The sequence below is a fragment of the Nocardioides sp. genome (genome assembly GCF_036274455.1).
Lineage (GTDB): Bacteria > Actinomycetota > Actinomycetes > Propionibacteriales > Nocardioidaceae > Nocardioides.
In genome coordinates this window covers 1-19334 of sequence record NZ_DASUFR010000120.1, presented here as the reverse complement: position 1 = coordinate 19334, position 19334 = coordinate 1, and the positions used below count along the sequence as shown (strand labels likewise).

The following is a 19334-nucleotide window of genomic DNA, read 5'->3' as shown; positions in this document are numbered from 1 at the left end:
TAGGACACACCACCCGTACGCTGGATGCATGTCTGTGCGTCGAGTCATGGGCACCGAGGTGGAGTACGGCATCTCGGTGGTCGGCCAGCCCCTGGCCAACCCCATGGTGGCCTCGTCGCAGGTCGTCAACGCCTACGCCTCGGCGACCGTCAAGGCACGCCGGGCGCGCTGGGACTTCGAGGAGGAGTCGCCGCTGCGCGACGCTCGCGGCTTCGACATGTCCCGGCAGATCGCGGACCCGACCCAGCTCACCGACGAGGACCTCGGCCTCGCCAACGTCATCCTGACCAACGGCGCCCGGCTCTACGTCGACCACGCGCACCCGGAGTACTCCACTCCCGAGGTGACCACGCCTCGCGACATCGTCAGGTGGGACAAGGCGGGGGAGCAGGTGATGCTCGACGCCTCGCGCCGCGCGGGACTCCTCCCAGGCGGGTCCCCGATCGTCTGCTACAAGAACAACACCGACAACAAGGGCGCCTCCTACGGCGCGCACGAGAACTACCTGATGCGGCGGGCCACACCGTTCGCCGACATCGTGCGGCACCTCACGCCGTTCTTCGTCAGCCGTCAGGTCGTGTGCGGTGCGGGACGGGTGGGCATCGGCCAGGACGGCCGCGAGCACGGCTACCAGATCAGCCAGCGGGCCGACTACTTCGAGGTCGAGGTGGGCCTCGAGACCACGCTGAAGCGGCCGATCATCAACACGCGGGACGAGCCGCACGCCGACCCGGAGAAGTACCGCAGGCTGCACGTGATCATCGGCGACGCCAACCTGGCCGAGGTCTCGACCTATCTCAAGGTCGGCACCACCGCGTTGGTGCTGTCGATGATCGAGGAGCGGTTCATCTCACGCGACCTCACCATCGACGGGCCGGTGTCCGCGCTGCGCGCGGTCTCGCACGACCCGACGCTGCGGCAGACGCTGACCCTCACCGACGGCCGCACCCTGACCGGCGTACAGCTGCAGCTGGAGTACCTCGACCTGGCCAAGAAGTACGTCGAGGACCGACTGGGCGCCGACGCGGACGAGCAGACGCTGGACGTGCTCGCCCGCTGGGAGTCGGTGCTCGACCGGCTGGAGCGCGACCCGATGCTCTGCGCGAGCGAGCTGGACTGGGTGGCGAAGCTGAAGCTGCTCGAGCAGTACCGCCAGCGCGACGGCCTGGACTGGGACGACGCCAAGCTGCAGCTGATCGACTACCAGTACTCCGACATCCGGCCTGAGAAGGGGCTCTACCACCGCCTGGCGCGAGCCGGCCGGATCGAGCGGCTGCTCGACGACGCCTCGATCGAGGCGGCCATGCACGACCCGCCGGAGGACACCCGCGCCTACTTCCGCGGCCGGTGCCTGGAGAAGTTCGCCTCCGCGGTGGCCGCGGCGTCCTGGGACTCGGTGATCTTCGACCTGCCCGGCCGGGAGTCGCTCCAGCGTGTCCCGACCATCGACCCGCTCCGGGGCAGCAAGGCCCATGTGGGCGAGCTGCTGGACCGCTCCGACACCGCCGAGGCCCTGGTCGCCGCGCTCACCCGCTGAGGGTGGCTGATGTGCGAGGTGCCCACCCGGGTAGTGCCCACCCTGCGGGGGTCTCGACAGGCTCGACCAGCGGTGGTTGAGCGGGCGCGACGTCCGGGACCGCTCATCGAGCTTGTCGAGATGCCCGCAGCGAAGGCACCCAGCGCGCTCGCAGCGTCGGGCCTCGGGGTGGTTGCACCCTGTGGCGACCGAGGAGTGGATAGGGTTTCGGTATGGCCCAGGAGCAGAAGCAGCCTCGCAAGTCCTCGGAGGTGGAGGAGACCCCCGAGGCCGCCACCGAGAGCGACGTCGCCGAGCGCAAGGAGGCGCTCGACGACGACGTGGACGCCATCCTCGACGAGATCGACGACGTGCTCGAGACCAACGCCGAAGACTTCGTGAAGTCGTTCATCCAGAAGGGCGGGGAGTGATCACCCCACCGATCCGCTCGATGCACTCGCGTATCGACGGGGACCTCGAGAAATGACCACAGACCCCCGCCTCCCGGCCGCGTTCCTGCAGCCGGGCGTTCCTTCCTTCGCCGACTTCCTCGCCGGGCAGGCACCCGACCTGCTTCCCGGACGCCGTTCCGTGCCGCAGGGGTACGCCGGCGACCTGGCGCCACACGGCACCACGATCGTCGCCGCGACGTTCCCCGGTGGCGTGATGATGGCCGGTGACCGTCGGGCCACGATGGGCAACGTCATCGCCCAGCGCGACATCGAGAAGGTCTTCCCCTCCGACGAGTTCTCCGCCATCGGCATCGCCGGCACGGCCGGGGTCGGGGTCGAGGTGGTCCGGCTGTTCCAGACCGAGCTCGAGCACTACGAGAAGATCGAGGGCACGACGCTGTCGCTGGACGGCAAGGCCAACCGGCTCTCCGCCCTGATCCGCGGCAACCTCGCGATGGCCATGCAGGGGTTGGCCGTCGTCCCGCTGTTCGCCGGCTTCGACCTCGAGGTCGGCCAGGGACGAATCTTCAGCTACGACGTCACGGGCGGCCGCTACGAGGAGACCGCGTTCCACGCCGTCGGGTCGGGCTCGATGTTCGCCCGCGGGGCGCTCAAGAAGCTCTACCGGGAGGACCTGTCGGCCGAGGAATGCGTGGAGGCCGTCGTCCAGGCGCTCTACGACGCCGCCGACGACGACTCGGCCACCGGTGGCCCCGACCTCACCCGGCGGATCTTCCCCGTGGTCCAGATGATCACCGCCGACGGCGGCCGCCGGCTGCCCGACGACGAGGTCGCCGTCATCGCGGACCGGGTCATCGCGGGCCGGATGAACCGACCCGACGGCCCATCCGCGCCCCTCTCGAGCGGGGGACCGTCGAGCGGGGGGAGTGCATCGTGAGCATGCCGTTCTACGTCTCGCCCGAGCAGCTGATGAAGGACCGGGCCGACTTCGCCCGCAAGGGCATCTCGCGGGGCCGGTCAATGGTCGCGGTCCACTACGCCGAGGGCATCCTGCTCGCGTCGGAGAACGTCTCCCAGGCCCTGCACAAGATCTCCGAGATCTACGACCGCATCGCGTTCGCCGCAGTCGGCCGCTACAACGAGTTCGAGAACCTGCGCATCGCCGGCGTACGCCTCGCCGACATGCGCGGCTACGCCTACGACCGCCGGGACGTGACCGGCCGCGGGCTGGCCAACGCCTATGCCCAGACCCTCGGCACGATCTTCTCCAGCGGTGGCGAGAAGCCCTACGAGGTCGAGATCTTCGTCGCCGAGATCGGTGACACGGCGCAGGACGACCAGATCTACCGGCTCACCTACGACGGGCAGGTGGCCGACGAGCAGGAGTACGCCGTGATCGGGGGTGCCGCCGACGTCGTCTCGACCTACCTGTCCGAGCACTACAAGGAGGGGTCCTCGCTCACCGAGGCGCTGACGCTCGCGGTCAACGCCCTCGGCCGCCAGAACAACGAGCGCGGCGAGGCCGACAACCGGGTGATCCCGGTCAAGAACCTCGAGGTCGCCGTGCTCGACCGGACCCGGACCCAGCCGCGCAAGTTCAGCCGGATCGGTCCGAACCGGCTGGAGTCGCTGCTCGGGACCCGCGAGCCGGCCAGCGCGCCCGCGCCGGAGCACCCCGCCGAGGAGCACCCGCCCGGCACGGCGGCCGTCGACGCGGACCCGGACGACCCCAGGGACCCGACGGACCAGGAGAGCGGCGACGCACCCCCACTGGCGGATCCCACCCGGGAGGACCTGCCGCCGGTGGCGCCGCCACCGCCTCCGCCGGCCGATGGTGGGGACCAGCAGAGCTGACCGGGTGCCCGCGCTGCGGGATCTCGACAGGCTCGATCAGCGGTTGTTCCGTCCGGCCGCATCGTCGCGGCCGTAGGGTTGTCACGTGGACCGGCGGATCTTCGGCATCGAGAACGAGTACGGCGTCACGTGCACGTTCAAGGGCCAGCGCCGGCTCAGCCCCGACGAGGTGGCTCGCTACCTGTTCCGCAAGGTCGTCAGCTGGGGGCGCAGCAGCAACGTCTTCCTGCGCAACGGGGCCCGGCTCTACCTCGACGTGGGCAGCCATCCGGAGTACGCCACGCCCGAGTGTGACGACGTCGTCGACCTCGTCACCCACGACAAGGCGGGGGAGCGGGTGCTCGAAGGGCTGCTGCTCGACGCCGAGCAGCGGCTGCACGACGAGGGCATCGCCGGCGAGATCTACCTGTTCAAGAACAACACCGACTCCGCCGGCAACTCCTACGGCTGCCATGAGAACTACCTGGTGGGCCGGGCCGGGGAGTTCAGCCGCTTGGCCGACGTACTGATCCCGTTCCTCGTCACCCGCCAGATCGTCGTGGGCGCGGGGAAGATCACCCAGACACCCCGCGGGGCGTCCTACAGCGTCTCGCAGCGCGCCGAGCACATCTGGGAGGGCGTCTCGAGCGCCACCACCCGGTCGCGGCCGATCATCAACACCCGGGACGAGCCGCACGCGGACGCCGAGAAGTACCGCCGGCTGCACGTCATCGTGGGCGACTCCAACATGAGCGAGACCACGACGCTGCTCAAGGTTGCCTCGTGCGACCTCGTTCTCCGGATGATCGAGGAGGGCGTGGTGATGCGCGACCTCACGATGGAGAACCCCATCCGCGCCATCCGCGAGATCAGCCACGACGTGACCGGGCGGCGCAAGGTGCGGCTGGCCAACGGCCGCGAGGCGTCGGCGCTCGAGATCCAGCAGGAGTACCTCGCCAAGGCGCGGGACTTCGTCGACCGTCGCGGCATCAGCACCCCGACGATCGAGCAGTCGCTCGACCTCTGGGAGCGGGGACTCAAGGCGGTCGAGTCCGACGACCTCGGCCTGGTCGACCGGGAGATCGACTGGGTGATCAAGTGGAAGCTCATCGAGCGCTACCGCGCCCGCCACGGCCTCCCGCTCGGCCACCCGCGGATCGCCCAGCTCGACCTTGCCTACCACGACATCCACCGGGGCCGGGGGCTCTACTACCTGCTGGAGCGCCGCGGTGCGGTGGCGCGGGTGACGAGCGACCTGAAGATCTTCGAGGCCAAGTCGGTGCCGCCGCAGAACACCCGGGCGCGGCTGCGTGGTGAGTTCATCCGGCGCGCGCAGGAGCGCCGGCGCGACTTCACCGTCGACTGGGTGCACCTCAAGCTCAACGACCAGGCGCAACGCACCGTGCTCTGCAAGGACCCGTTCCGGGCCCACGACGAGCGGGTGCAGCGGCTGATCGACGGGATGTGACCGCGCCGCCGGCCGGGAGTAACGAGCGGTCGGTCACGTTCTCGTATCGGCGTGGAGGGAATGTGAGAACTCTCAGGGTCTCCCGTTATGGTTCCGTCCCGTGTTTCTCGTGCGTCGGCCTCGTCACCGGGCCCTGGTCCCTGCGCTGCTCGCGTGCTTCGCCCTGATCCTCACCTCGTGCGGTGACGACAACGGCAGCTCGGACCCCCTGGAGACGGGGAAGTCCTACGACCGCCTCGACGCGGTGACCATCTCCGGAGACGTGGGCACCGCGCCCGAGGTGACGTGGAAGGGCCGGATGGACGCCGGGAAGGTCGAGACCACGACGCTGAGCGAGGGCGACGGGGCTCCCATCAAGAGCAACGACAACGTGCTGGCTCAGGTGTGGGTCGGGAACGGCTACTCCCAGCAGCAGTCGTTCAGCACCTACGACCAGAAGAGTGCCGAGCTGGTCACGGTCGACGAGCAGCTGCCGCCGTTCCTCGCCGGCGTCCAGGGTGCCAAGCTCGGCTCCCGGCTGGCGATCACGGCCTCCGCGGAGGAGGCGTTCGGCGAGACCGGCAACAGCCAGCTCGGCATCGCCAACAAGGACACGGTCCTGGTCATCGTCGACCTGGTCTCCGAGGTCAAGGACCAGCCCGAGGGCTCGACGACCCCCGCTCCGGACTGGATGCCCAGGCTGAAGATGAAGAAGGGCGTGCCCAGCGGCTTCGACTTCACCGACACGCCGCAGCCGACCGACGACCTACGCAAGGTCCAGCTCATCAAGGGCACCGGCCCCAGGGTCAAGAAGGGCCAGACGATCGCGGTCCGCTACCTCGGCCAGGCCTTCGACGGCGACAAGCCCTTCGACGAGAACTTCGGTGACACCGGCACCGGTCAGCCCACCACCTTCGGTATCGGCACCGGGCAGGTCATCAAGGGCTGGGACCAGGGGCTGGACGGCATGCCGGTCGGCTCGCGGGTGGTGCTCGAGATCCCGCCGGAGCTCGGGTACGGCGCCGAGGGCCAGCCGGACAGCGGCATCCCGAAGAACGCCACCCTGGTGTTCGTGATCGACATCCTCGGCGCGGCCTGACCCCTGCGGGGATCTCGACGGGCTCGATCGGCGGTGGGCCAGGACGGTGGCTGAGGTGCGAGGCGCCCCAGCGCCGAGCCTCGAAGCCTGGTGACCCGGTGCTGGGACTGCGCGAGTGCCCAGCCCGCGGTCTCGACCGGGCTCGATCGGCGGTGGGCCATCACGGTGGCTGAGGTGCGAGGCGCCCCAGCGCCGAGCCTCGAAGCCTGATGACCCGGTGCTGGGACTGCGCGAGTGCCCAGCCCGCGGTCTCGACCGCGCTCGATCGGCGGTGGGTCATCACGGTGGCTGCGGCATCGGGGATGGCAGGATCGGGGGCATGGCGGCGGGGAAGAGCGAGCGGCTCCTCAACCTGCTGATCATGCTGCTCGTCCAGCGGCACTACGTCTCCAAGGAGCGGATCCGGGAGATCCTCTACCCCGACTCCACGCCCGACGCGTTCGAGAAGATGTTCGAGCGTGACAAGGACGAGCTGCGCAGCCTCGGCGTACCCATCGAGGTCGGGCAGATGGACGCGTTCTTCGACGACGAACCCGGCTACCGCATCCGCCCCGACGAGTTCGCGCTGCCGGAGATCAGCCTGACCGCCGACGAGGCAGCGGTGATCGGCCTGGCCACCAAGGTCTGGCAGCACGCCCGGCTCGCGGAGGCCACGACCGAGGCGGTCCGCAAGCTCGCCGCGCTCGGCGTCGACGTCGACCTGACCGCCCTGGACATCGTCGAGCCGCGGCTCAGCGCCGACGAACCGTCGTTCGACGTCTTCTGGGAGGCCACGCAGGAGCGGGTCCCGGTCGTCTTCGACTACGTGCGGTCCGGGGACACCGAGGTCCGGACCCGGCACCTCCAGCCGTGGGGCGTGGCGCGCTACTCGGGCCGCTGGTACGTCGTGGGCTTCGACACCGACCGGCAGGCCGAGCGGATCTTCCGGCTCTCCCGCGTGCAGGGCAAGGCCACGAAGCGGGGACAGCCGGGCTCCTACGAGATCCCGCCGGGGACCGACGTCAGCCAGGTGGCGCGCCGGCTCGCTCCCGAGCCCTCGACCGAGCGGGTCGTGCTGCTGGTGCGCAAGGGCGCCGGACACACCCTGCGGAGAGGGGCAGACGTGGTGGAGGAGGGCGTCCCCGGGCCGGACACCGAGTCCTCCTGGGACCGTCTGGTGCTCGAGCGCGGCTCGGTCGGACTGGCCGACGAGGTGCTCGGCTACGGCGCCGACGTCTACGTCGAGGAACCGACGCTGCTCCGCGAGCGCGTCGTGGGCCGGCTGCGCGAGGCCGTGGCACGCGAAGACGGCCGGGTGCGCTCCGCCCAGGAGCCGGCATGAGCACGCCAGACAACTCGAAGCCGGCGATCCCCAAGCCCGCCGGCCCGAAACCTGTCAGCGCCAAGGACCAGGTGGCCCGGCTGCTGACCCTGGTGCCCTACCTGCACGCCCACGGAGAGGTCCGCGTCGACGAGGCCGCTGCGGCCCTCGGCGTCGACCCGGACCAGCTCTTCCGCGACCTCAAGGTGCTGTTCATGTGCGGGCTGCCCGGCGGCTACCCGGACGACCTCATCGACGTCGACATCGACGCGCTCGAGGGCCCGGACGGCGTACGCACCGACGCCGTGATCCGCGTCTCCAACGCCGACTACCTGTCCCGCCCGCTGCGGCTCAACCCCACCGAGGCCTCGGCCGTGATCGTGGCGCTTCGGGCGCTCCGCAACGGCGCGAAGGACGACACCCGCGAGGTGGTCGACCGGGCCCTGGCCAAGCTCGAGACGGCCGCCGCGCAGGGCGCCCCCGGATCGGGTCAGGGGCCGGCGCCGGCCGTTGCCCGGATCGACCCGGGCGCGGACGCCGACACCGACCTGGCCCTCCTCGCCCGCCGGCTCCAGGGGGCCGCGGACCAGGGCCGGCACGTGCGGCTCAGCTACTACGTCCCGAGCCGGGACGAGCAGTCCGACCGGCTGGTCGACCCCCGGGGCGTCGTCACCTCCGACGGCCACCTCTACCTGGACGCCTGGTGCCACAGCGCCGAGGCGCCGCGGCTGTTCCGGCTGGACCGGATCGACCAGGCGGAGGTGCTCGACGACCCCGTCGAGAAGCCCCAGGAGGGGCCGCGCGACCTGGGCGACGGTATCTTCAGCCAGTCCTCCGACGTGACCCCGGTCACGCTGCTCCTCGAGCCCGAGGCGCGCTGGGTCACCGAGTACTACCCCGTCGAGGAAATCCGCGAGGTGGGGCAGGACCGAATCGAGGTCGTCCTGCTCGTCGCCGACGAGCGATGGCTGACCAGGTTGATGCTCCGGCTGGCACCCCACGCGACGGTGCTGTCCCCGGCGTCGTACGCAGCCACGTTCGCCGCGGCGGCGCAGCGGGCACTCAGCCTGTACGCCTGAACTCGTGCAGCTGGGGAGCGGGGTAGCCTAGTAAGGCACCGCACCGACAATGTGAGGACCTCATGACCGCGCTTGCCATCGGAGGACTCGGCACTCCCGAGCTCCTGATCATCCTGGCCGTCCTCATCCTGCTCTTCGGCGCCGCCAAGCTCCCCGAGCTGGCCCGCGGCAGTGGCCGCGCCCTGCGGATCTTCAAGGCCGAGACCAAGGGCCTGATGGACGACGACGAGGAGGCGACTCCCGACCCCGCCAAGACCCAGGCGCAGCTGGAGCTCGAGTCGAAGCAGCGCGACCTGGCCAAGCGACAGGCCGAGCTGGACGCCGAGGCCGAGCGACTGAACCGCGGCGACACCGCCTGACGCAGCAGTCCCCTTGATCAAGCGCCTCGCCGGGCTCCTCAAGGGGAGTCCGCAGCACCCTGTGGGCCCGGACGGGCGGATGGCGCTGTCCGACCACATGCGCGAGCTGCGGGCCCGCATCCTGCGCTCCACGCTGGTCGTGGTGATCGCGTTCGGCGTGGCTCTGTACTTCTACGAGGACCTCTACCAGCTGATCCTGCGCCCCTACGAAGAGGCTCGGAAGAACCTGCCCAGCGGCACCAGGAGCGAGCCGGTCCTCAACGGGGTCACGGCCGGACTCACCTTCCAGCTCAAGCTCTGCGGCCTCGCCGCTCTGGTCGGCTCCTCGCCGTACTGGCTCTACCAGATCTGGGCGTTCATCGTCCCCGGCCTCCACCCCAACGAGCGCAAGTGGACGCGGATCTTCGCCGCCATCGCCGGGCCTCTGTTCTTCCTCGGCGTCGCGGTCGGCTACTACGTCCTGCCGAAGGCCATCACGGTCCTGATCGGGTTCACGCCCGCCGACGTCACCAACCTGGTCGAGTTCACCCAGTTCTTCTCCTTCATCAGCCGGATGCTGCTGATCTTCGGCATCGCGTTCGAGATCCCGCTGTTCGTGATCATGCTCAACCTCGCCGGCGTCGTCTCCGGCAGGGCGCTCGGCAGGTACCGGCCCTGGATCATCATCGGCACGTTCGTCTTCGCCGCGGTGGGCACACCGTCGACCGACCCGTTCTCGATGCTGTTCCTCGCCATTCCGATGCTGCTGCTGTTCCTCCTGGCCGAGGTCATCGCCCGCCTGGTCGACCGCGCGCGAGGCCGGGGTCGCGACTCGACCGACCAGTGGGCCGACGACGAGGTGTCGCCCCTGTGATGGCGTGGGCCGAGCTCGACCCGTTCGACCTGCCGGACTGGGTCGGCGAGAGTGAGGTCGTCTGGGCCGCGGAGCGCGGCCTGAGCGGCCACCTGGTCCCCGGGCGCCTCGCGGGTGGCTCCGGGGAGGAGCTTCCGTGCGACCTGCTGGCTGTCGACCACGCCTATCCCGTGCCGGTGGTCGACGAGGCGACCCGCACCCGGGTCCACCAGAGCTGGCGGCACGGGCAGGTGCTGCTGCTGAGCCACGAGGGGCGGGCGACGGTGGCGGTGCCAGGGACGTCCTTCGCGGCGGACCAGGTGCTGGAGGCGTTCAAGCGCATGACCCGCGCGGTCGGTGCCGATCCGGCGCGTTGGTCCGTGCGGTTGACCCTCAACTAGCCAGCTGACCGTCCTCGCATCCGGGGGCATGGGCACTCCGGACGGCGATGTAGTCAGCCAGAACGGCCACGGCTTCCGGTTGCGTCATACCTGGTAGGTCATTCGACAGGGCGTGCCTCAGCCCGGAGGTGAAGGCGAGAACAGCCCTGACCACCTCGTGCGGAGGCACGGCTGAGCAGCACTGGGACCTCATGCGCAGCTTGAGCAGGGCGAGTTCCTCCTGGTGCAGTCGATCGAGATGACGCTTCGGGGCGTCGTTGCCCCGCAGCCTCTCCGCCTCGGCCAGCTGCAGGAGGGCGTTGTGGACCCGAACTCCAAGCTTCTCGTCCTCGGTGGCCGGCAGTCGGACCGGAACCTCTGCGGGCGACGGCCCCCACACAGACTCCATGCCGGACCACTGGAGCCAGCGAGTCTCGAAGCAGATGCACACGAGCTCGAGCACTCGAGCTCGACTGAACTCCCCGAGCACCGTCGATGGGACCACTCGCATCCATCGGGCGATCCCGCGCACGCTGAACCGATCGATGCCCTTGGCACCCAGCACGTGCACTGTGGCATCGGTGAGCACGTCGGCGTAGACGGGACTGTCTGGTCGAAGAAACGGCGAGTCCATGCCGGGATCATTCCCGTCGATTCGTGGCCCGCACCGGTTTCCACAGGCCACATCCAGATGGCACGCCTGTCGCAGCCGACCCATCGACTGATCGGTCGGGCCACCACCCGACCGATCGATCGGCGGGACCGCCACCCGACCGACTGATCGGCGGGCCTGCGACCCGACCGATCGATCGGAGGGTTGCTCCCAAACGGCCTCGTGGGCCCTAGTCTTCGGCGCGTGGCCCACGACATCGCCCTGCTCACCAACCCGACCGCGGGGAAGGGTCGCGGTGCGAAGGCCCGTGCGGCTGCCCTCGAGCGGCTGCGTGGCGCGGGCCGGACGGTGCGGGACCTCAGCGGGCGCGATGCCGACGAGGCGCTCGACCTGGCGAGGGCCACCGTGGCCGACGGCGTCGAGACGCTCGTCGTGGTCGGCGGCGACGGGATGGTGCACATCGGCGTCCAGGCGCTGGCGGGGACCGGGACCGCACTCGGGATCATCCCGGCCGGCACCGGCAACGACGTGGCGCGCTACTTCGACCTGCCGCGCAAGGACCCGGTCGCGGCTGCCGACGTGGTGCTGAACGGTGCCACCAGGGCGGTCGACCTAGCGCGCAGCGGCAACAGGTACTTCGCGACGGTCCTCGCCGCCGGTTTCGACGCACTGGTCAACGAGCGGGCCAACCGGATGACCTGGCCGAGGGGGCAGATGCGCTACAACATCGCGACCCTGGCGGAGCTGCGGGTGTTCCGGCCGCTGCACTACACCCTCGACCTCGACGGCGAGCAGCTGGTCCTCGACGCCATGCTGGTCGCGGTCGGCAACGGGCCGAGCTTCGGGGGCGGGCTGCGGATCACCGAGGGCGCCCTGCTCGACGACGGCATGCTCGACGTGGTCGTGATCAAGCCGATGAGCCGCGGCTCCCTGGTCCGCACCTACCCGAAGCTGTTCAACGGCACCCACGTCACCCACCCGCAGTACGAGCACCACCGAGTCCGCAGTGTGACCGTGGCAAGCCCGGGGATCACGACGTACGCCGACGGCGAGCGGTTCGGTGAGCTCCCGCTGACCGTGGAGTGCGCACCGGGGGCGTTGACGGTCCACACGTCTGCACCTGGGGCCGACGACCAGTGGGCACCGCCCTAGCGTCCACCACCTAGTGTTGGGGAGGTGAGCACCGACGAGCTGTCTCCGTCGGAGCGGTACGCGGCGCACATGAAGGACAAGGGCCATCCGGTGGTCCGCGACTTCAGCGCCCTCTACGACTTCCCGCTCGACGACTTCCAGCTGCGCGCCTGCCGCGAGATCGAGGACGGGCGCGGTGTGCTCGTGGCTGCCCCCACGGGCTCCGGCAAGACGGTGGTCGGGGAGTTCGCGATCCATCTCGCGCTGACCACCGGCCGCAAGTGCTTCTACACCACGCCGATCAAGGCGCTGAGCAACCAGAAGTACCACGACCTCGTCGACCGATACGGGCCCGATGAGGTCGGGCTGCTCACCGGCGACAACGTGGTCAACGGCGAGGCGCCGGTCGTCGTGATGACCACCGAGGTGCTCCGCAACATGCTCTACGCCGGTAGCCGGACGCTCCTCGGGCTCGGCTTCGTGGTGATGGACGAGGTCCACTACCTCGCCGACCGCTCACGAGGAGCGGTGTGGGAGGAGGTGATGATCCACCTGCCCGAGTCGGTGACGGTGGTCAGCCTCAGCGCGACGGTGAGCAACGCCGAGGAGTTCGGCGAGTGGCTGGAGACGGTTCGCGGCGAGACGACCACGATCGTCGAGGAGCGCCGCCCGGTGCCGCTCTACCAGCACGTGATGGTGGGCAAGCGGCTGCTCGACCTGTTCGCGTCCTCGGACGTCGACGCCGCCTCCGGCTTCGTCAACGAGGGCGCGCCGGTCAACGGCGAGCTGATGAAGGTCGCGCGCGACGACTGGGCCAGCACCCGGCTGATGCGCGACCGGCGCTCACCCCGCAAGGGGCGGCCTGGGAGCTCCAAGAACCCGAGGAGCGTCGGCAACGGGCGCCGGGTGTGGATCCCCAGTCGGGTCGACGTGGTCGAGCGGCTCGACCGCGAGGGGCTGCTGCCCGCCATCGTGTTCATCTTCAGCCGGGTCGGCTGCGACGCGGCGGTGCAGCAGTGCCTCAACGCCGGGGTCCGGCTGACCAGCCCCGAGGAGCGGGACACGATCTTCGAGTACGTCGAGGCCGCGTGCCGGGACCTGCCCGAGGAGGACCTCCACGTCCTCGGCTACAACGACTTCCTGGACGGGCTGACGCGGGGCATCGCCGCTCACCACGCCGGGATGCTGCCGGCGTTCAAGCACGTGGTCGAGGAGCTGTTCGTCCGAGGCCTGTGCAAGGTCGTCTTCGCGACCGAGACCCTCGCGCTGGGCATCAACATGCCGGCCCGCACCGTGGTCATCGAGAAGCTCACGAAGTGGAACGGCGAGACCCACGCCGACATCACGCCGGGGGAGTACACCCAGCTGACCGGGCGTGCCGGCCGCCGCGGCCTCGACGTCGAGGGCCATGCGGTCGTGCTGTGGCAGCCGGGCATGAACCCGCGCGAGGTCGCGGGCCTGGCGAGCACCAGGACCTACCCGCTGCGCTCTTCGTTCCGGCCGTCGTACAACATGGCGGTCAACCTCGTTGACCAGTACGGCCGCGAGACCGCGCGGGAGCTGCTCGAGCAGTCCTTCGCACAGTTCCAGGCCGACAAGGCGGTCGTCGGGCTGGCTCGGCAGCTGCGCAGGTCGGAGGAGGCACTCGACGGATACGCCGAGGCGGCCAGCTGCGAGCTCGGCGACTTCATGGAGTACGCGCGGCTGCGGCGGCGCATCTCAGAGCTCGAGAAGGGCGCCAGCCGGGCCCGGAAGGCGGACCGGCGCGAGGAGGTCATCGAGGCGCTCCGGCTGCTCCGGAAAGGCGACGTGATCGAGGTGCCGACCGGCAAGTTCGCCGGGTACGCCGTCGTGGTCGACCCCGGATGGGACGCCGAGCACCCGCGCCCGTACGTCGTCACCGCCGACCGGCAGGCGCGCCGGCTCGCCCTGGTCGACTTCCCGGTGCCGGTGACCTCGCTGGCCCAGGTGAAGGTGCCCAAGTCGTTCAACGGCCGCAACCCGCAGATGCGCCGCGCCCTCGCCTCGGCACTGCGCTCGCGGACCCACGGCCTGGCGCCGCCCCCGCCGGGCAAGCAGTCGGGCAAGCAGTCGGGCAAGCGGTCGGGCGGGCGGTCGGGCGGGCAGTCGGGCGGGCAGTCGGGCACCGGACCGAAGCGAGGCGTCGAGTCCGCGGCCGACGGCGAGATCGCCGCGATCCGGGCCCAGCTGCGCGAGCACCCGTGCCACGCCTGCCCCGACCGCGAGGACCACGACCGCTGGGCCCAGCGCTGGTTCAAGCTCGAGCACGACGCCGCGACGCTGCGCCGCCGGGTCGAGAACCGCACCAACACGGTGGCCCGCCAGTTCGACCGGGTCTGCGACGTCCTCACCGCGCTGGGCTACCTCGTGGAGGAGGACGGCCGGGTGCGCGTCACCGGCCAGGGCCGGCGGCTGATGCGGCTCTACTCCGAGCTGGACCTGGTGGCCGCGGAGTCGATCCGGGTCGGGCTCTGGGACGACCTCTCGAGCGCCGAGCTGGCTGCAGCGCTCTCCGTACTGGTCTTCGAGGCCCGGCGGCCCGACGACGCCTCACCGCCGCGGGTGCCCGGCGAGCGGTTGCGCGACGTCATCAAGCAGATGGTCCGGCTCTGGGCGCAGCTGGACGCGCTGGAGCGCGACCACCACCTCGACTTCCTCCGCCAGCCGGACGCGGGCTTCGCCTGGGCGGCGTACCGCTGGGTCGAGGGCGATGAGCTCGACGACGTACTGGGCGTCGTCGAGCTGGCGGCCGGTGACTTCGTGCGCTGGATGAAGCAGCTGCTCGACCTGGCCGGCCAGGTGGCCGACGCGGCCGGCGAGGGGCCCCTGCGCGAGACCGCGCGCGACGTGGTCACCGCCATCCGTCGCGGCGTGGTCGCCTACTCCGGCCTCGGCGACGACGACTGACGCACCGCCTCCGCCACTGGCACGTCGCCGTTGACCAGGTTCCACTGCCTCCCGACCGTGCCGGGCTCGTCCAGCACCGCGGCCAGCACCGTCGCCACGTCGACCCGGGTCACGTCGCCACGCCCCACGTCCGGTCCGAGGGAGACCAGCCCCGTGGGCGCGTCGTCGGTGAGCCGGCCCGGCCGGATGATCGTCCAGGCCAGGTCGCTCGCGCGCAGCGCGGCGTCGGCGTCGCGCTTGGCCTCGACGTAGGCCCGCCAGACGTCGTTCCCGTCTGCTCGCGCAGGGTCGTCGACGCCGATCGCCGAGACCTGGACGAACCTGTCGATCCGGGCCTGTCGGGCACCCTCGATCGACTTCAGGGAGCCCTCGAGGTCGACGGTGCGCTTGCGCTCCTTGTTGCCGTCCGGGCCTCCACCGGCGGCGAAGACCACCGCGTCGCAGCCCTCGAACGCCGCCGCGAACGCCGCTGCGCCCGAGCTCTCGATGTCCAGCAGCCGGACCTCGGCGCCGCGGGACTCGAGCTCGGCACGGTACGCCTCGCGCCGCACGAGCGCCACCGGGTCATGACCCGACCCGCGCAGCGCGACGAGGAGATGACGGGCCACCTGGCCGTGGCCCCCGACAACGGCGATCCGGGACATGTCCGCCACGCTACGCACCCCTCGCTGATCGAGCCCGTCGAGAGTCCCCGCAGCCCGCAGTGATCGAGCCCGTCGAGATCCCCGCAGCCCGCGCTGGCACCCACCCAGCGGACTCAGCGCATCAGCGCCTCGACCAGCCGCGTTGCCGGCCCCTCGAGGTTGTAGCGGTCGGCAAGACCCTTGACCTTCTCCGGGTCGCGCGGCGTGACGGGTCGTTCCATCCCGGTCCGGTCCAGGTCGAGGTCCCGGGCCACCGCGACGACCTTGGGTGCCACGAGCAGGTAGTCCGCGGCCGCCTTGATCTTGCCGCGCGGACCCGGCCCCAGGTCAGAGGTGGGGTCCTCGGCTGCCGCGACGATCCCGACCATGTCGCCGAACCTGCCCAGCAGCGTGGCGGCCGTCTTCTCACCGATCCCTGCGACGCCCGGCAGGCCGTCGGAGGCGTCGCCGCGGAGCGTGGCGAAGTCGGCGTACTGCGACGCGGCGACGCCGTACTTCGCGCGCACCCACGCGTCGTCGACGCGCTCGTGGTTGCCGACGCCCCGGGCGATGTAGAGGACACGTACGCCGGCGTCGTCGTCGACCACCTGGAACAGGTCCCGGTCCCCGGTCACCACGTCCACCGGGCCGCCCGCGCCCGTCGAGAGGGTGCCGATGACGTCGTCGGCCTCGTAGCCGTCCGCACCGCGCACGGTGATCCCGAAGGCGTCGAGCACCTCGAGGATGATCGGCACCTGCACCTCGAGCGGGTCCGGCACCTCCTCGATGTCCGGGGCGGAGGCACGCTCGGCCACCACCCGATGTGCCTTGTAGGTCGGCAGCAGCTCGACCCGCCAGTGCGGCCGCCAGTCGTTGTCCCAGCAGCAGACAAGCTCGTCGGGGTCGTACTGATCGACCAGCCGCGAGATGAAGTCCATGAAGCCACGGACCGCGTTGACCGGCGTCCCGTCCTCGGCGGTGATCTCGGGGACCCCGAAGAAGGCCCGGAAGTACATCGAGGCGGAGTCGAGGAGCATCAGCCTGGGTCGGTTGCCAGTTGCGGCGCGATTCACGGCTGCATCCTGTCAGAGCGTCCGACTACGCTGCCGCCGTGACGTCGTCCAGCGTCGAGGCCACCGACCGACAGATCCTCCAGCTGCTCGCGGAGGACGGCCGGATGTCCTACACCGACCTCGGGAAGGCCACCGGGCTGTCCACCTCGGCGGTGCACCAGCGGGTCAAGCGCCTCGAGCAGCGCGGGCTGATCCTCGGCTATGGCGCCACGGTCAACCACGACGAGATCGGGCTGCCGCTGACGGCGTTCATCTCGATCCGGCCGATCGACCCGTCCCAGCCCGACGACTCGCCGGCCCGGCTCGAGGCGGTCCCGGAGATCGAGTCGTGCTGGTCGGTGGCCGGCGACGAGTCCTACATCCTCAAGGTCAGGATGGCCCGCCCCAGCGACCTCGAGGACCTGCTGGCCCGGATCCGCGCGGCCGCGAACGTCTCGACCCGCACCACCATCGTGCTGTCGACCTACTACGAGAACCGCCCCGTCACGGGCGGCTGATTCACGGGCCGCTGATTCACGGGCCGCTGAGTCACGGGCGGCTGAGCCGCAGCCGCACGGCCTCGTCGACCGCGACGTAGCCGAGGGCGTCGTAGAGCCCGCGGGCCACCGTGTTGTGGCCGAAGACGTTGAGGCCGAGCACCTCGAGGCCAAGCCCCCGGCAACGGCCGGCGGCGAGCTCCATGAGTGCTCGCCCGTAGCCGCGGCCGCGCTCGGCAGTGTCGACCTCGACGTCGTAGACGAATCCAGCACGGCCCTCGTGGAAGAGCCAGAGATGGCCCACGCGCCGGCGGTCGCCGGCGTCCTCGGCAACCAGGAAGTCGTGACCGGGGGTCCCGGCGCCCTGCGGGAGGAGCTGCTCGTGAAGGCGCTCGGCGCCTTCGACGGCGTCCTCGCGGCCGAGCAGCGGGTCCGCAGCCATCGTCTCCTCGGCGAAGACCTCGACGGCCGTGGCGAAGTACGCCGCCACCTCGGCGGCCGTCATCGGCCGGACCACGACCCTCGCGGCCCGGTCATCGGCCCGGTCATCGGCACGGTCGTCGGTCTGCACGTGACCCAGGTCGAGCTGCATCTGCGTCGCGATGACGTCGTAGGCCTGGCCGGCCACGAACGCCGACGTCGCAGGCTCCACTGCGACCACGTTGAGCGACAGCGACTCCGCGCCGGCGACCCGGACCCGCGCGGTGACCAGCTCGCGCACCTCGGCGGCGTCGGCCGGGTCGATGGCCAGGTCCCCGACCTGCGCGGCGGTCGAGGCCGGCCAGAAGAGCACGATCGTCCCCCGTCGCCCGGCGCCGTCCATCACCTCCAGCACCTCGGCGTTCGGTGCCGGCCCGGCCGCGGGCAGCAGCGTCCCGTTGTTCCGCTCGGCGCGAGCCTTCGCCAGGCCGGGGTCGAGTCCACGCATCCGCGGACCGGCGGCGCGCCGGGCCAGGAACCCGGCACGCCACGCGGCGTACTCCTGCGGCGGGAACGAGCTGAGGGCGAGAGTCACACCCACAGTCTGGCCCGCCGAGCCCGGGCCGGAGGGGTTGCGCGGCAACCCGCTCCGGGCCCGGGATCGGCGTCAGCTCACGAGCACGGCAGGTAGCTGCGCTCGACCGTGACCTTGCCCTTGCCCTTGCCGGAGAGCGTGAGCTGGGCGCTCACATCGAGCGTGTCGGTGTCCGGCAGCCCGGAGAGCGTCACCGTGGTGTTCTTGTTCGGCTTCTTCACCGTCTTGACCTTGGCGTCGTTGACGAAGAACACCGCCTTCGTGATCACCGGCTTCTTGCCCTTCTTCGCCTTCTTGCCTGCCTTCTTCTTGAAGTCGGCCTTCAGCGAGTGCGACGCACAGGTCAGCCCGTTGGCCAGGTCGAGGTACTTGGTTCCGTCGCCCGTGGCCGGGCCGTCGGCGACCCCGAACCCCCTGAACACGCCGTTGACGATGGCGTGCGCGTTGGACGTCGGGGTTGGCTGGTTCGCGGTGTTCGTGCCGCTGGAGACCGCCTCCACGACCACCTGAAGTGTGTAGTCGCCGGGAGCGAGAGAGACCAGCGTGTGCGTGCGCGCGGCACCACCGATGTGAGCGACCACGTTCTGGGACGCGAGGGGGTTGCCGGTCTTGATGAATATCAGCTGGACGACGCCGGTACCGCTGCCGAACAGCTTCACGTTCACGTCCCACAGCCCGCCGTTCGACGTGAGCGTACCTGTCACCAGGGCGATCGCCGTGCTGTTCCACGTGCAGGCGCTGGCGGCGCCCAGGGCCCGGTTGACAGACGTCGCCGCGGTCGCGTCGGCGCTGAAGTCGGTGAGCGCACCACCGGACTCGTGTGCCACGAACGACCCGCCGAGGGCGGCGGACAGCTGAGCGGTGTCCGGCCCGGTGGGACCGACCCCGTTGGTGGACTCCGACTGCGCCAACGACACCGGCGCACCCGCCACGAAGTTGGTGGTCGGCGAGGTGGTGCCGGGGCTGACGGAGCAGCCGGTGCCCGTGGCAGAGAACGTGGTCTGCTTCTGGAGCTGGCCGGCGAACGGCGCGGCCGTGGCCGGCGCCGCGACCAGCGCCAGCGGGGTGAGGGCGAGGGCACCCGCACCGGCGATGCCGACGAGACGTCGGACGAGGGACTTCTGGTTCATTGCTGAGCTCCCAGCGAAAGGGGGCGGCCTCGAGCACCACCCAAGGGTCCCTTGCGAACCTAGAGAGGTCCCGGCCCGCCGGATACG

Annotated in this window: 19 protein-coding genes; 14 read left to right on the top strand and 5 right to left on the bottom strand. The window is 70.7% G+C overall.

What is annotated here, in order from left to right:
- Window positions 1-28: 28 nt before the first annotated feature.
- From dop to VFV89_RS11285, 11 genes are all read left to right on the top strand, one after another.
- Complete coding sequence (gene dop / locus VFV89_RS11335) at window positions 29-1537, top strand: depupylase/deamidase Dop (RefSeq protein ID WP_329706043.1); 1509 nt, start codon at window positions 29-31, stop codon at window positions 1535-1537.
- A gap of 212 nt (window positions 1538-1749) precedes the next feature.
- Window positions 1750-1947, top strand: coding sequence for a ubiquitin-like protein Pup (locus VFV89_RS11330; RefSeq protein WP_329706042.1), 198 nt, complete (start codon window positions 1750-1752; stop codon window positions 1945-1947).
- A gap of 52 nt (window positions 1948-1999) precedes the next feature.
- The gene (gene prcB / locus VFV89_RS11325; protein WP_329706041.1) at window positions 2000-2866 is read left to right on the top strand and encodes a proteasome subunit beta; all 867 of its coding nucleotides are present in this window, start codon (window positions 2000-2002) and stop codon (window positions 2864-2866) included.
- A 2-nt stretch (window positions 2867-2868) separates the two neighbouring features.
- Complete coding sequence (prcA, locus tag VFV89_RS11320) at window positions 2869-3783, top strand: proteasome subunit alpha (protein WP_329706078.1); 915 nt, start codon at window positions 2869-2871, stop codon at window positions 3781-3783.
- An 85-nt stretch (window positions 3784-3868) separates the two neighbouring features.
- Window positions 3869-5230: a Pup--protein ligase gene (gene pafA / locus VFV89_RS11315; RefSeq protein WP_329706040.1), complete on the top strand. Its 1362-nt coding sequence runs from the start codon at window positions 3869-3871 to the stop codon at window positions 5228-5230.
- A 109-nt stretch (window positions 5231-5339) separates the two neighbouring features.
- Window positions 5340-6308, top strand: a complete 969-nt coding sequence (locus tag VFV89_RS11310) for an FKBP-type peptidyl-prolyl cis-trans isomerase (RefSeq protein WP_329706039.1) — start codon at window positions 5340-5342, stop codon at window positions 6306-6308.
- 319 nt (window positions 6309-6627) lie between these two features.
- Window positions 6628-7629: a helix-turn-helix transcriptional regulator gene (locus VFV89_RS11305; RefSeq protein ID WP_329706038.1), complete on the top strand. Its 1002-nt coding sequence runs from the start codon at window positions 6628-6630 to the stop codon at window positions 7627-7629.
- Window positions 7626-8687 (top strand): WYL domain-containing protein, encoded by a 1062-nt coding sequence (locus VFV89_RS11300; RefSeq protein ID WP_329706037.1) that lies wholly within the window; start codon window positions 7626-7628, stop codon window positions 8685-8687. Before VFV89_RS11305 ends, VFV89_RS11300 begins: the two co-directional genes overlap by 4 nt.
- Before the next feature lie 62 nt (window positions 8688-8749).
- Complete coding sequence (tatA, locus tag VFV89_RS11295; RefSeq protein ID WP_329706036.1) at window positions 8750-9046, top strand: Sec-independent protein translocase subunit TatA; 297 nt, start codon at window positions 8750-8752, stop codon at window positions 9044-9046.
- A 13-nt stretch (window positions 9047-9059) separates the two neighbouring features.
- Window positions 9060-9899 (top strand): twin-arginine translocase subunit TatC, encoded by an 840-nt coding sequence (tatC, locus tag VFV89_RS11290; protein WP_329706035.1) that lies wholly within the window; start codon window positions 9060-9062, stop codon window positions 9897-9899.
- A complete protein-coding gene (locus VFV89_RS11285) occupies window positions 9899-10279 on the top strand; it encodes a hypothetical protein (RefSeq protein WP_329706034.1) in 381 nt (126 codons plus the stop codon). Before tatC ends, VFV89_RS11285 begins: the two co-directional genes overlap by 1 nt.
- Here the strand turns inward: VFV89_RS11285 and VFV89_RS11280 are convergent.
- Window positions 10272-10892, bottom strand: a complete 621-nt coding sequence (locus VFV89_RS11280; RefSeq protein ID WP_329706033.1) for a hypothetical protein — start codon at window positions 10890-10892, stop codon at window positions 10272-10274. The genes VFV89_RS11285 and VFV89_RS11280 overlap by 8 nt on opposite strands.
- A gap of 222 nt (window positions 10893-11114) precedes the next feature.
- Here VFV89_RS11280 and VFV89_RS11275 point away from each other — a divergent pair, with 222 nt between their 5' ends.
- Window positions 11115-12023 carry a diacylglycerol kinase gene (locus VFV89_RS11275; RefSeq protein ID WP_329706032.1) on the top strand — a complete coding sequence of 303 codons (909 nt, stop codon included), beginning with the start codon at window positions 11115-11117 and terminating at the stop codon, window positions 12021-12023.
- A 69-nt stretch (window positions 12024-12092) separates the two neighbouring features.
- Window positions 12093-14930 (top strand): DEAD/DEAH box helicase, encoded by a 2838-nt coding sequence (locus VFV89_RS11270; RefSeq protein WP_329706077.1) that lies wholly within the window; start codon window positions 12093-12095, stop codon window positions 14928-14930.
- Here VFV89_RS11270 and VFV89_RS11265 read toward each other — a convergent pair.
- Together VFV89_RS11265 and VFV89_RS11260 are read right to left on the bottom strand one after the other, a co-directional pair.
- Window positions 14903-15574 carry an SDR family oxidoreductase gene (locus VFV89_RS11265; protein ID WP_329706031.1) on the bottom strand — a complete coding sequence of 224 codons (672 nt, stop codon included), beginning with the start codon at window positions 15572-15574 and terminating at the stop codon, window positions 14903-14905. The two genes, VFV89_RS11270 and VFV89_RS11265, sit on opposite strands and share 28 nt — an antisense overlap.
- Before the next feature lie 113 nt (window positions 15575-15687).
- The gene (locus VFV89_RS11260; RefSeq protein WP_414690371.1) at window positions 15688-16590 is read right to left on the bottom strand and encodes a 5'-3' exonuclease; all 903 of its coding nucleotides are present in this window, start codon (window positions 16588-16590) and stop codon (window positions 15688-15690) included.
- A 74-nt stretch (window positions 16591-16664) separates the two neighbouring features.
- Here VFV89_RS11260 and VFV89_RS11255 point away from each other — a divergent pair, with 74 nt between their 5' ends.
- The gene (locus VFV89_RS11255; protein WP_329706029.1) at window positions 16665-17123 is read left to right on the top strand and encodes an Lrp/AsnC family transcriptional regulator; all 459 of its coding nucleotides are present in this window, start codon (window positions 16665-16667) and stop codon (window positions 17121-17123) included.
- Window positions 17124-17154: 31 nt separating this feature from the next.
- On the opposite strand, the gene VFV89_RS11250 is transcribed toward VFV89_RS11255, so the two are convergent.
- Window positions 17155-18117, bottom strand: a complete 963-nt coding sequence (locus tag VFV89_RS11250; RefSeq protein WP_329706028.1) for a GNAT family N-acetyltransferase — start codon at window positions 18115-18117, stop codon at window positions 17155-17157.
- A 77-nt stretch (window positions 18118-18194) separates the two neighbouring features.
- Complete coding sequence (locus VFV89_RS11245; RefSeq protein ID WP_329706027.1) at window positions 18195-19247, bottom strand: hypothetical protein; 1053 nt, start codon at window positions 19245-19247, stop codon at window positions 18195-18197.
- Window positions 19248-19334 lie beyond the last annotated feature (87 nt).

Coding starts and splice junctions, on each gene's coding strand:
- VFV89_RS11285 (WP_329706034.1), top strand. CDS start 9,899: ATGGCGTGGGCCGAGCTCGACCCGTTCGACCTGCCGGACTGGGTCGGC.
- VFV89_RS11280 (WP_329706033.1), bottom strand. CDS start 10,892: ATGGACTCGCCGTTTCTTCGACCAGACAGTCCCGTCTACGCCGACGTG.
- VFV89_RS11265 (WP_329706031.1), bottom strand. CDS start 15,574: ATGTCCCGGATCGCCGTTGTCGGGGGCCACGGCCAGGTGGCCCGTCAT.
- dop (WP_329706043.1), top strand. CDS start 29: ATGTCTGTGCGTCGAGTCATGGGCACCGAGGTGGAGTACGGCATCTCG.
- tatA (WP_329706036.1), top strand. CDS start 8,750: ATGACCGCGCTTGCCATCGGAGGACTCGGCACTCCCGAGCTCCTGATC.
- prcB (WP_329706041.1), top strand. CDS start 2,000: ATGACCACAGACCCCCGCCTCCCGGCCGCGTTCCTGCAGCCGGGCGTT.
- VFV89_RS11305 (WP_329706038.1), top strand. CDS start 6,628: ATGGCGGCGGGGAAGAGCGAGCGGCTCCTCAACCTGCTGATCATGCTG.
- VFV89_RS11300 (WP_329706037.1), top strand. CDS start 7,626: ATGAGCACGCCAGACAACTCGAAGCCGGCGATCCCCAAGCCCGCCGGC.
- VFV89_RS11245 (WP_329706027.1), bottom strand. CDS start 19,247: ATGAACCAGAAGTCCCTCGTCCGACGTCTCGTCGGCATCGCCGGTGCG.
- VFV89_RS11260 (WP_414690371.1), bottom strand. CDS start 16,590: ATGCTCCTCGACTCCGCCTCGATGTACTTCCGGGCCTTCTTCGGGGTC.
- prcA (WP_329706078.1), top strand. CDS start 2,869: ATGCCGTTCTACGTCTCGCCCGAGCAGCTGATGAAGGACCGGGCCGAC.
- VFV89_RS11330 (WP_329706042.1), top strand. CDS start 1,750: ATGGCCCAGGAGCAGAAGCAGCCTCGCAAGTCCTCGGAGGTGGAGGAG.
- VFV89_RS11270 (WP_329706077.1), top strand. CDS start 12,093: ATGAAGGACAAGGGCCATCCGGTGGTCCGCGACTTCAGCGCCCTCTAC.